Origin of the sequence: Streptomyces sp. NWU339 (assembly GCF_003143855.1) — a bacterium.
Classification (GTDB): domain Bacteria; phylum Actinomycetota; class Actinomycetes; order Streptomycetales; family Streptomycetaceae; genus Streptomyces.
In genome coordinates this window covers 162,403-174,188 of sequence record NZ_QFRK01000007.1, presented here as the reverse complement: position 1 = coordinate 174,188, position 11,786 = coordinate 162,403, and the positions used below count along the sequence as shown (strand labels likewise).

Here is an 11,786-nt window from a genome sequence, read left to right as displayed (position 1 = left end):
GAACCTGTCGGCGTCGGACGGGTACTGATCTCAGCAGGTCGGGCCGCTTGAGGCACGGGTCCTGCACAGGTGCGATCCAGCCGTCGGGACGTCAGGGGCCAGGTGCGGTCAGGTCCGGGGAACCGTCGTGCACTCGGCCCAGACCGTCTTTCCGGGGCCGAGGCGATCCTGGGTTCCCAGGCGGTGGCGAGGGCATCAACGAGAACCAGGCCGCGGCCGCCGTCCTCGTCCGAGTCGGGAGCCTTGCGCGTCGGCAGGGCGGGGCGGGTGTCGGCCACCTCGATCCGGACGGCGCCTCGGCCGGCGTCGTAGGACAGTGACAGGGCGAAGTCCCGTCCCGGGACCCGGCCGTGGAGAACCGCGTTCGCGGCGAGTTCGGCAACGATGAGGACGACGACGTCGTGTGCCTCGGTGCCGTGCGGGTGGCCCCACTCGGTCAGTTGGTGGGCGGCGAGCAGCCAGGCGAGGCGGTCGGACGCGGGCGTGCGCGTGACCGTCTTCATCCGCGACGACACGGACCAGCTCCAATCTCGTCCGGACGCCCAGAACCTCATCACGGACCTCCGGACCGTCGTCCACACCGTCATTCCCCATGAACGTCATGCACCAGAAGATCGCGGTGATCGACGAACGGGCGGTGATGATCGGCAGCCTCAACACCCTGTCCCAGTCGTGGACCCGCGAGGTTGTGGTGACGATGCGCGGCGGTCACTTCGCCCGCAAGCTCCTGGAGCACGAACAGACCGAGCGCTTCACCCGTCCGCCGAAGTGCGGCCGCTGCGGCGGCACCAGCATCGAACCGCGCCGCCGTAAGAACGGCACCTGGTTCTGGCGCTGCTACGACACGGTTTGCAAGACGGGACCGAACGGCCGGAGCAGAGCCTGGAACCAGGACGTCAGGACGGGCGGGGGCAGGCGCTGAAGGCAGCACCGCCACGGCGATGCTGCCCGGTACGCCCGTACGATGCGGTTACAGGTGCAGTCCGACGTGGTTCACGATGAAGCGCTTCCCCTCGGAGTCGAGGGCGAAGTAGATCCGTCCGACCTCGTTGGGGGAAACGGCGTCCCGGACCTTGATGTGCGGCAGTCCGTCCCAACGCTCCTCGTCGAACATGAAGTAGCGCTTGTCCTTGTCCTTGCTGAGCTTCTCGTCGCTGGGCGCGAACTTCAGCCCGTGGTTGTCGTAGAACCACTGGACCAGCCTGGGTATCTTGCCGGACTTGGTGTACAGGTCCATCGCGGCCTGCGCGAGAGCGACCAACCGGTCGGTCATCTCCTGGGGATACGGGTATCGGGAGTCCTTCCAAACGCGCGCCGCTCTCGGCGTGAATACGATGCGCTGCTCCGACGTCTCAGCGAGGGCTCGGAACGTGGGCAGGGCATCCGTCGTCCCCAGGACTGGGATCTGGCTCCAGACGTCGAGTGTCGCCGTCTGCCCGGCCCCGCCTTTCGAGAGATCCAGGTACTGGTTCTTCCAGTAGTCCCGGTCCTGGCGCAGCACTTCAGCGTCGGCAGCCTCGGACCGCGCCTTGTCACGCTCCTCCATGTAGCTCTGCGCCATGTCCTCCCAGGACTGAGCCTCCTCTTCGAGCTCCCGCACCCGGAAGTTCAGCGCTTTGAGCTCACCGGCTTTGTCTCCAGCAGCCTTCGCGCGGGACAGCTGCTCCGCCACCCTGCGCGCCCCTGCCCGGTACGAAGCCTGCCGCGCCCGCTCCCACGCACTGTCACTGCCCCGGGCAATGACAGAGAGGTGACCGAGCGACGGCATCAGCTGTGTCTCCACGAAGGACTGCCGGCACACCTCTTCACGCGAGTAGGCGGGATGCTCCAGGCCGAGATGGGGCCAGACCAGCCGGGCGCCACCGCTGGGGACGGCCACCTGCTCGTGGACCCGGCGGACCGCTTGCGCGGTCAGGTAGTTCAGGGTCACCACTTGGGCGAGCCCGGCGAGCTGACCCGAGGCATCGGCCGCCATGTTCCATGCTGCTTGGTCCCTGGGCTGCACCAGGAGAATGGGCAAGCGCGTACTCAGCGCGAGGGAGTCGAGGAGCACGGCCGCGCTTCCCTCGTCCCGGATCCTCTCGTACCGCCCGGTGGCGACCTGGTTCAGCACCCGCACCTCGAGTTCCCGGTCCTTGAGCACCTCCCGCAGCAGGTTGGGGCGCCTGAGCCGCGGGTCCCCCACCGGGGCGATCCAGCCGTCGGGGATCTTTCTGCCCATGACGACCCTGAGTCCGCCACCGCCTTCCTCCGACTGGAAGACCGTGATCCGCGTGACGAACTGGGCCGGACCGTCGAACAGCGGCTGGTGGATGGTCACGCGCAGGGCGCGAGTGCGCTCATCCCCCGCAACCATCCAGCTCACCGTGCGCTCGCCATGGCCGGGAATCTTCCCCGGGAGCACCGCTCGACCATCCTGGTTGAAGTCGGTCTCGGACGGCGCCGGTACACGGCCGCGGGCGCTGAGCCAGTCAGCGAGATGCCGGCGGAGACGTTCGTAGACATGGTCCGGCTGGTCCTGGGCGGACTGGACGTCGAAACTGACGGCATACAGTGCCTGCACGGTGGCCCCTCTCCCCGGATGCCCTGTGCAGCGGACCTCGTCCCCCACCGAACGCGGTCAGGGCACCGCTCGGAGAGCCACCGTAATACCGCCCCGCCGAAGTCCCCAATGCCCTGGGCACGCTCAGATCCGGCTGCTCAAGCAGGTGATTGCCGTGTGTCCGGGCTCAGAGGCCCTGGGTCTGTCAGGCTCGGGGAACCGTCGCGCACTCGGCCCACACCGTCTTGCCGGGGCCGGGGCGGTCGCAGACACCCCAGGCGGTGGCGAGGGCATCGACGAGAACCAGGCCGCGGCCGCCGTCCTCGTCCGAGTCGGGAGCTTTGCGCGTCGGCAGGGCGGGATGGGTATCAGCCACCTCGATCCGGACGGTGCCCTGGCCGGCGTCGTAGGACAGTGACAGGGCGAAGTCCCGTCCCGGGACCCGGCCGTGGAGAACCGCGTTCGCGGCGAGTTCGGCGACGATGAGGACGACGGTGTCGTGTGCCTCGGTGCCGTGCGGGTGGCCCCACTCGGTCAGTTGGTGGGCGGCGAGCAGCCGGGCGAGGCGCGCACCACGACGGGTGGCGGAGAAGCGCTGCGTGAACGTCGCGGCCGGGGCGGAGCTTTGTGTACGTGGGGCTGACATGTCGGCCACCCTGCCGGGAGGCGAGGATCCGTCGGCAGGTCTGCCACCGATACAGATCACGCTGTACTGGTTCACTCGCTGGACTGGGTCGGTCGCTGTACGTGACGATGGATGTGCCGAGCGTGGCGCAGCGCGCTCGGCACACAGTACGGAGGGTGCTCGGGCCCGGCACGGACACGGTCCGAGAGCACGTGGGCACAGGGGAAGGCGGCTGCGATGGCGGTGGACAACTGTGGCGGGGTGGGTGGAAGCGCCGGACAGGGCGGGGGCGGAAACTGCGAGCCGGAGCTCTCGGACAGCCTGAAGACGTTCGGCGCGGTACTCAAGGCCCTGCGTGAGGAGGCCCGCCTGACGCAGGAGCAGTTCGCGCCGCAGGTGCGGTACTCGGCTGCTTACATCGCCAAGATCGAACAGGGCAAGCGATTCCCGCCACGGGACCTGTTGGACCGGTCGGAAGAGGTGCTGGGTGCGGCTGCGGCGCGGATTCTGGGGGCGGCGGCACGGAGCCTGACGCGGAAGGCGGGGCTGGCCTCGTGGTTCCGGCAGTGGGCGGGGATCGAGGAGGAGGCGATCTCGCTGTATGCGTACGAGTGCCGGGTGATCCCCGGACTGTTGCAGCCCGAGCCGTACATCAGAGCCCTCTTCGACCGGCACCTGCCACCGCTCACGGAAGAGCAATCAGAGCGACAGGTAGCAGCGCGGTTGGCCAGGCAGCGTCTCCTCGTTGAACGCCCCAACACCACGTTCAGCTTCATCATCGAGCAGGCACTTCTGGAGCGCCGCATGGGAGGCGCAACCGTAACGAAGAGTCTCGTAGACCACCTCATTGCGGTTGGCCGATACCGCAATGTGGAACTGCAGGTCATGCCGCTGACTCAAGAGGAGCACGCGGGCTTCGAGGGCGAGATGTATCTTGCTGAAACGGCGGACCACCGCTGGGTCGGCTACGTTGAGGGGCACGGCACCAGCGTGCTCGCAAGCGATGCAAAAGCCGCGAGTCAGATGCTCCAGCGCTATGGCAAGATGCGCTCGCAGGCTTTGAGCCATCAGGCCACGGTGAGCCTGTTGGAGCAGATGCGAGGAGCGCTATGAGCACCAGCGAACTGGCCTGGTTCAAGAGCAGCTACAGCGGTGGCAGCGGCGACAACTGTGTCGAGATCGCCATGAGTACCGAGGCCGTTATCGTCCGGGACTCGAAGGACACGGACAGGCAAGCGGTGGCCGTATCCCGCGACGCCTGGTCGGCGTTCACGGCGCTGGCGGCCGACTCGCGCGTCTGAACATCCGGTGGGGCAGCGTCCACTGCTGCCCCACCGACCTCTACTGCTACTCGACGTCCAGCGCGGGCTGCTTCGCCACCGCTTTGCGGCCACGCGCCTTCCGTACCGGACGCCAGGCCTTCAGCTCCTCCACACCGACCTGGTGCTTGCGGAGCTGATTCTCGTACTCGGCCTCCAGCTCGTCCGCCGGTACGTCGCCCCACTCGTCGTCGTACTCTCCGTGCCACTGCTTGACCCACGGCATGACCTCGTGGAGGCCGGCGAGCAGCGGAACAATCCGCTCGGAACTCCAGCCGTCTCGCGTGGTCCGGGCGGCCAGTAGCTCGAAGAGGGCCTGTGCCTGATCCTTGTGGTCCCAGCCGGCCCACCCAAGCATCAGCGTCGAGTCGCTGTCGGGCCCGGCTTCAGGGTAGGAGATGAACCGCTCCTTGGGCACGTCGAGCTTGCCGCGATTCGACCAGTAGGAAGCCCGGGCGAAATCGGCGGACGTGTACTTGGGCGGCACGGGGATGTCGAGCCGTTGCCCTGTACGGTCCTCCTCGCGCTGCTGCCGCCAGACCTCCTCCCATTGCGCACGCTTGCGCAGGCCGGGGTCCTTATAACGCATCGCGGCGAGGTAGGGCACGTGTTCGTCGGCGATCACCTCGGTCAATATCTGCGCGAGGGGAAGGTCGGGCTTGCCGAGGTGGTCGGAGGCGTAGAACGCGGCGACGGCGGTGAAGTGCTCGTCCGTACTGAGCTGGTCGGCAAGGTAGTTGACGGTCATCGGGCGGGGACGCTTGAGCCCCTCCCGGAACTCGTACCACAGCTCGGACCTCTCGCACCGATCCAGCAACCAGTTCCGCAGCGCGGCGCGCTCCTTTTTCTCCCACGGCTCGGCAGCCCAGCGCCGCTTGCACTCGGGGCGCTCGATGAGAGCAATGTCCTTGCGGGAATTGATGATATCGATGCGCGCCTGAACGATCTCGCGGTACCAGTCGGGCCAGTGGGCGGGGATCTCATTGATGGGAATCGAGCCATGCCGACGGAACCACTGCTCGACGGCCTCGTCCCGCCTAGCGTTGGGAGCAATAACGAGCTCAAACGCACGTTGCCCCAACTCAATCTCGGGACAATCAGCCAGCTTTTCCGAAGGGATGGTGGTTCTAGCCACATCTGTCGAACTAAGCAGCCCATAGAGACCATAAACCTGCCAGTCCAACTCCTCCTGCAAAGCGATCATGCGGCATCGGGTACGCTCAAAGTTGACACGCGCACCACTAAGCACAGTCCGCAACGGCACTTGCTCCGCAATTACAGCACTGGGATCATATCGCGCAATCTCACTGGCCGCCGAATCCAACATACGTCCGAGCGTAAGCGGCAGTCGCTCAGGAAGGGGAAACTGCTGAAGCTTGGTACCAGTGAACTCATAGAAGCTTTCCCAAGCGTACCGTCCCGTGGACCGCTCACCCCCTCGGTTCCCCTTATCCTGACTGACTTGCTTCAGCCAGAAGCAAGCAGTCGAAGAATTCAGCACTGCCAAAAGTTCGAGATGCTCACGTACGCTCGCACCTTCGGGCATTTTCAAGACCGGGGCTGAGCGATTGAAAGCATCTTCATCCAGGCTCAGCACGAAGTGATTATGCGTCGAAACAAAAGCGAAAGCGATAGCGTACGCGCTCGCTTTATCATCTCGGGGCAGCTGATGCCAAGACCACCACAGTCTTCCATCGCGACGGTAGTTACTCCCGCCAAAAGTGCCACGCATCCACAATTCGGTACGGAACGGCCAAAAATGCCTAACAAAAGTGTCCCCGAGATCTTCATAGTCGAGAATTTTCCTGTCGCTTGAATACGGGATGACCGACAAGTCAAAACCGACGAAACCCCAATCGCGAGTTTGATCACCCCTGCGACTTACTCTCGCGTGAAGCTGTTCCGCGATTCTACTCAGTGGACCGTGCGCCGGAAGCGTGAATGCCTCGTCGGCATGACTGTCCCCATAGAATCCCACACGCGAAAGTCTGTCACCCAGCCTATGGGCGCACACGTTTAGCCGCTTAAAGACCTCTCCCGACTTACCGCCACTCAGCGACCAGGGGTGGGACGAAAAAGTATCGTAGCTCAGATCATCAACACTGACCCATTGAGTCTCGCTGCCCGGATCGCCGAGTTTGCCCACAATTGCATTCCATACACGCCCTTGCGAAGCAATTTCGGGTTGCTCCGACTCACCTTGAATTCCTAGCACGGCCCGCACTGTACGGCCAGGGTTCGGCACCCGATTTCGACCAATGAGGATGACGGTTGGCGTCCCATGGCCTGGAATATAAGCGCCCGACGTGTCAATCACATGCGACAGTTCGACCCGATTTCGAAAGACTACCTCAATGAGCTTCTTGCCGAATTCACGCTTCATGAAGGAATTCGCTGTGATTTGACCGACGAAACCACCACCGCCGCGTCGACCACCCGAACCCTTCACGGCCAACTCAAACAGCCGCTGAGCAAACGGAACTGAAAGCGCATAGGTTCCCGCACAGGCATCGAAGGCGGCGCGATAGTTCTCGTTCTCCTGCTTATCTTTGACCGTGATGTATGGCGGGTTCCCCACGACCACGTGATAAGAACCTCGCCCCAGCAGATCAACCCGCTTCGCGTACTCCCACACATCCTCCGTCGAGTACGCGAACGCCCCCTCTTCACGCCCGATCTGCACCTCTGCGAACAGCGTGTCCAGGTCGGTCTGAATGCCCGCCGCGTCCCGCCCGTGCAGCAGCGAGTCCCCCACCGCCACGTTAATGGGAAACGGCGGCGCGTCCTTCAGCCTCCGCGCCCCCGCCGCCCGCATCGCGGCCACCAACAACCGGAACCGCGCGATGCTCACTGCGTACGGGTTCTTGTCGCAGCCGTGCACTGACTCCAGGGACCGGCGCACCAACGTCCACACATCAGTCCCCGGCTCGGCGGCGCGCCACTTGTCCATCAACCGGTGGAAGATGCCCAGCAGGAAGTGCCCGGACCCGCAGGCCGGGTCGATGGTGCGCAGGCCCCGCCGTTCCTCTCCGTCCGGACCCTCCCACACCGGGTTCAGACCGAACGCGTCCGTGGAGACCGCGGGTTCCAGCGTGAGGTCGAGGATGAACTCCTCGACGAACTCCGGGGTCTGGAGCAGCGCGTACGTCTTGCGAGCGTGCTCGCTGAGGTCCTGGTACAGGTCACCGAGGAAGCGAGTGTCCCACTCAGGGTCGGTGAAGTCGTAACGGATGTCGCCCTCGGCGCCCCAGCGCCGCCAGAACGACAGCAGCTCGGTCGCCGCCTCGTAGCTGGGCTCAATGTCCCACAGCGGGTTGTGGGCCTCGTCGAAGAGGCCGGCCGCCGTGTCGTTCGCCTCGCGGATGGCGTCGAACGCGGCGAACAGCCAGTCACGGTTGTTCTTGGTCGGGTTGTCGCGGAAGAACGCCTCGTGCCGGGCCTCGGCCTCCGCGAGCCGCTCTCCCGGACCAGCGATGAACGGCTCGTCGATGAGGCCGTTGTCCTCGCAGAAGCGGACGAAGACGCAGGCCAGCACCCAGGCCGCGGCAGACTGGGTGACCCGTTCGTCGCGCCAGGCCCCGTATGTCGCTGCCGTGCGCCGGGCCTCCCGGGCGTGCCGGTACTCGGTCTCCAGACGAGCCTGGATCTCCTCCACGGACTCGGTACGCGCCCTCAGGTCGTCCTCCAGGGCCGTGACCTGCCGCTTCAGGTCCTTGAGCAGGGCCTCCGGGTCCACACCAGCCTTGACGTCCGTCACGTTCCGCTTCCTTCTCGATGCACTGCCTGCGCTGCGGTCCACCGCGGCCCCTTGCGCCGGAGCACCAATCCTGCCAGGTGGCGGAGGGCAGGCGGAGGCCACCCGGCATACCGAAACCGCTCCATTTCCCGCGATCACGCCGTTAAAGTGATCGTCGTGACGGCTCCCACCACTCCGAATGTGCCGCCGCCGGCGTTCAGGGCAGCGAGCAGGCACCACTACGACACCGCGCAGCTGGCCACCGGGAAACGGTTACGGACATCCGCCGACCACCTCGCGGGGCTGGCCGCCGAGTGTGCGATCAAGGCCATCCTGCTCGACTACCTCGGGTCCGCCCTGACCGGCAAGGGGCGCCCCTTCCACCCGGACCTGAAGCATGAGGCGAAGGAACGGATGGAGCGCGAGGGACTCGACAGACTCCCGCAGCAGGACTACATGCACGGGCACCTGCCGTGGCTGTGGGGCCAGTTGTGCGCCATCGCCGGGCGGCGGCGGGGCCGCGAAGTGGGTCCGCTGTTCACCCAGCTCATCGCCTCCAACCCGTTCCACGGATGGGCCGTCGAGGGGCGGTACTGCGACGGGACGTCCATCACCGAAGCCGACCTCGCCCGCCATCTGCAAGCCGCATACGACCTCATCGCCGCTCACGAGCAGGCCCGCACGCTAGGAACCGGCACCCTCGCATGACCGCTGAACCCACTCGCTTCGACGAGGCCTGGCAGATCGCCCTCGCCCACGCGGCACGGGCCGCCGAGGGCGGCCGGGACGTCGTCCTCGCACGTGACCTGCTGGGCCGGGTGTCCCTCCTCATCGACGACCGCGACGACCGGATGACGCCCGACGCTGCCGAACTGACGTCGCTGAGGGAAAAGTTCGCTGCGGCGACCCATCCGTTCACCGGACTCGATCCGGTGCAGATCGCCAGTGTCCTCTTCGCCCCCGAGCTGTTCTTCGACGTGCCGGAACTGACCGAGGTCACACCGCGGACGGACGGCGTCGGCAGAGTGGCCGTCCTCGAACGCACCGTCGTCGGCACGGACTGGCTGCAGGACACCGGACCGAACGGCGGGAGCGCCGAGGAGACGGTCGGGACCCGGCAGGACCGCCGCGTCGCGCTGTACGGGTTCAAGGGCGGCGTCGGCCGGTCCACCGCCACCACGGTGCTGGCCCGTCATCTGGCGGACCGGGGCCGCTGCGTCCTCGTCGTCGACCTCGACCTGGAGTCGCCCGGCGTCTCCAACCTGCTCGCCGACCCAGCCGGAATGCCCCGGCACGGCATCGTCGACCACCTCGTGGAGTCGGCCGTCGGCAACGCCGACGGCCTGGAGCTCGTCACCCGCACCTCGGTCCTCCCCTACAGCGGCAACGGCGAGGTGTGGCTGGCACCCGCCGGGGGCCTGCCCCTGGAGGGCAAGCCGTACGACTACCTCGCCAAGCTGAACCGCATCTACAGCGATCTCCCTCCGTCCGAGCCGGGCGGCGCCCCGCGCCCGTTCGCCGTGCGGCTGGAGGACGCCATCGCCGCCTGCGAGGACCAGGTTGCCGAGCTGTCGCGCAGGCCCGACATCGTGCTGCTCGACAGCCGTGCCGGCATCCACGACATCGCGGCGGTCGTGCTGACCCGACTCAGCGGGCTCGCCCTGCTCTTCGCGGTGGACAACCCCTCCACCTGGGAGGGTTACCGGATGCTGCTGTCCGAGTGGCAGCGGCGCCCGGACCGTGCCCGCGAACTGCGCGAGCGGATCCGGATCGTGGCCGCGATGTTCCACTCCGCCGGGGACATAGGGCGGCTGAGCACGCTGCGCAAGCACGCGCACGAGATGTTCACGGAGACCCTGTACAACCTACCGGACGACGGAAACGACGCCGAGCCCTTCCTCGCCCCGGACTGGCAGGAGGACGACAGGCCGTACGCCCCGATCCCCATCCTGTTCGGCAACGACCTGGTGGGGCTCGACCCGCTGCGCAGCCGGGCATGGCCCGAGCTGCCGTTCGTGGAAGCCGCGTACCGGACGTTCGTGACCTCTGTCGAGCGCCTTCTGCCGCCCCCGCACCAGGAGGAAGAGACGGCATGAGCGAGCCGACCGTCCACGACTACCGGACGCTGCTGACCCAGGCACTCGGGACACCGACCGACGCCGACACCGAGGCGCCGGACTTCCACACCCTGTTCACGCCCTCGTCGCACCGCCTCGCCCTGGATCCGGACGTCACCGTCGTGCGGGGGTTCCGCGGCACCGGCAAGACCTACTGGGCCAAGGCGCTCACCGACCCGGAACTGCGCGGGATCGCCGCCGACGCGTACATGATGCCTCGGCTGCGCCGCACCGAGGTGCGGACGGGGTTCGGGACGGACCGGAGCAACAGTCCGGCGTTCCCGGACACGCGCACCATCCGCGGTCTCGTCGACGCCGGTGTCCGCCCCGACGAACTGTGGCCCGCCGTCGTACTGAACGTCCTCGGCACACCCGCGGTACGACAGCTTCCCAACTGGACCGAGCGCGTCCGCTGGACCCGGGAGAACTTCGAGGCCTACGGCGACGCACTGCAACAGGCCGACCAGGAGACACGGAACCGGAAAGAGACCCTGGTCCTGCTCTTCGACGGGCTGGAGCACCTGCACCCCGACCGCAGGCAGGCCGACCTTCTGCTGTCCGGCCTCTTCCAGACGGCGCTGGAGCTGCGGCTCACCACCGGAACCCTGCGCGCCAAGATCTTCGTCCGCCCCGACATGTACGACAGCGCGCCCAAGGTGTTCGCGGACGCCTCCAAACTCGGCGCCAACGCGACCAACCTCGTCTGGAGCCGCGAGAACCTCTACGGGCTCCTCTTCCACAAACTGGGCAACCACGACGGTCCGGAAGCGAAGAAGTTCCGTGAGGCGACCGGGGACTGGCGTGCGGAGGGCGACGGACGGTATCTGCCCCCCGTGGCCCTCCTCGCCGACCAGGAGCAGCAGGAGAAGGTCTTCATCACCCTGGCGGGCCCTTTCATGGGCAAGGACCGTCGCAAGGGCCACACCTACACCTGGGTACCGAACCACCTGCAGGACGGCAAGGGCCAGGTGAGCCCGCGCACCTGGCTCTCCACCCTGGGCAAGGCCGCGCGCATCACCAGCGAGCGGTTCGCCGGTCACCCCGTCCCTCTGCACTACGACGCCATCTCCGCGAGTCTCAGCACCGCCGCGTCCGTCCGCGTGGCCGAACTCAAGGACGACCTCGGATGGGCCGCCCTCGCCGTCGAGCAACTAGAGGGGGAGCAGGTGCCCCTGCAGGCGACCACCGTGCACTACGCATGGCGTGCGGGATCGCTCGCTTCGAAGGTACGGGCACTGCTGGAGAGCGAGAAGGGCGGCAGCGGTCCCCGCAACCTCGACGATCCGGTGGCGCTCGTCCAGGAACTCCACGATCTCGGCGTGGTGACCAAGCGCGGCCCGGACTCCGTCGACCTACCGGACATCTACCGCCTCGCCTTCGACATCGGCCGCCGGGGCGGCGTCCCCCGGATGCCCGTCTGAGCGGAACCGCAGCCGCTTCCGGGGAG

General features: G+C 66.8%; 9 protein-coding genes and 1 pseudogene. 6 read left to right on the top strand and 4 right to left on the bottom strand.

The genetic code is table 11. The annotated features are described in order from the left end of the window. Nucleotides 1-239: 239 nt before the first annotated feature. Nucleotides 240-503, bottom strand: a pseudogene (locus tag DIZ27_RS11240) (ATP-binding protein); the annotation flags it as partial. 89 nt (nucleotides 504-592) lie between these two features. Here DIZ27_RS11240 and DIZ27_RS11235 point away from each other — a divergent pair. Next, nucleotides 593-922 carry a hypothetical protein gene (locus DIZ27_RS11235; RefSeq protein WP_258308332.1) on the top strand — a complete coding sequence of 110 codons (330 nt, stop codon included), beginning with the start codon at nucleotides 593-595 and terminating at the stop codon, nucleotides 920-922. Between the two features lie 48 nt (nucleotides 923-970). Here the strand turns inward: DIZ27_RS11235 and DIZ27_RS11230 are convergent, their stop codons facing one another. After that, nucleotides 971-2,563 (bottom strand): hypothetical protein, encoded by a 1,593-nt coding sequence (locus tag DIZ27_RS11230; RefSeq protein ID WP_109378204.1) that lies wholly within the window; start codon nucleotides 2,561-2,563, stop codon nucleotides 971-973. Nucleotides 2,564-2,747: 184 nt separating this feature from the next. Then, nucleotides 2,748-3,188: an ATP-binding protein gene (locus tag DIZ27_RS11225; protein WP_109378262.1), complete on the bottom strand. Its 441-nt coding sequence runs from the start codon at nucleotides 3,186-3,188 to the stop codon at nucleotides 2,748-2,750. Nucleotides 3,189-3,404: 216 nt separating this feature from the next. Between DIZ27_RS11225 and DIZ27_RS11220 the strand changes: the two genes are divergently transcribed. Continuing rightward, nucleotides 3,405-4,280: a helix-turn-helix transcriptional regulator gene (locus tag DIZ27_RS11220; RefSeq protein WP_109378203.1), complete on the top strand. Its 876-nt coding sequence runs from the start codon at nucleotides 3,405-3,407 to the stop codon at nucleotides 4,278-4,280. Continuing rightward, nucleotides 4,277-4,468, top strand: a complete 192-nt coding sequence (locus tag DIZ27_RS11215; protein WP_109378202.1) for a DUF397 domain-containing protein — start codon at nucleotides 4,277-4,279, stop codon at nucleotides 4,466-4,468. Before DIZ27_RS11220 ends, DIZ27_RS11215 begins: the two co-directional genes overlap by 4 nt. 46 nt (nucleotides 4,469-4,514) lie before the next feature. Here the strand turns inward: DIZ27_RS11215 and pglX are convergent, their stop codons facing one another. Next, a complete protein-coding gene (gene pglX / locus DIZ27_RS11210) occupies nucleotides 4,515-8,243 on the bottom strand; it encodes a BREX-2 system adenine-specific DNA-methyltransferase PglX (protein ID WP_109378201.1) in 3,729 nt (1,242 codons plus the stop codon). A 156-nt stretch (nucleotides 8,244-8,399) separates the two neighbouring features. On the opposite strand from pglX, the gene DIZ27_RS11205 reads away from it, so the two are divergent. Genes DIZ27_RS11205 through DIZ27_RS11195 form a run of 3 tightly spaced genes read left to right on the top strand, consistent with a single transcriptional unit; the run spans nucleotide 8,400 to nucleotide 11,760 of the window. Further along, nucleotides 8,400-8,930 carry a hypothetical protein gene (locus DIZ27_RS11205; RefSeq protein ID WP_146228931.1) on the top strand — a complete coding sequence of 177 codons (531 nt, stop codon included), beginning with the start codon at nucleotides 8,400-8,402 and terminating at the stop codon, nucleotides 8,928-8,930. Next, nucleotides 8,927-10,318: a KGGVGR-motif variant AAA ATPase gene (locus tag DIZ27_RS11200; protein ID WP_109378199.1), complete on the top strand. Its 1,392-nt coding sequence runs from the start codon at nucleotides 8,927-8,929 to the stop codon at nucleotides 10,316-10,318. The genes DIZ27_RS11205 and DIZ27_RS11200 overlap by 4 nt, the downstream gene beginning before the upstream one ends. After that, nucleotides 10,315-11,760: a hypothetical protein gene (locus DIZ27_RS11195; RefSeq protein ID WP_109378198.1), complete on the top strand. Its 1,446-nt coding sequence runs from the start codon at nucleotides 10,315-10,317 to the stop codon at nucleotides 11,758-11,760. Before DIZ27_RS11200 ends, DIZ27_RS11195 begins: the two co-directional genes overlap by 4 nt. The last annotated feature ends 26 nt before the right edge of the window (nucleotides 11,761-11,786 follow it).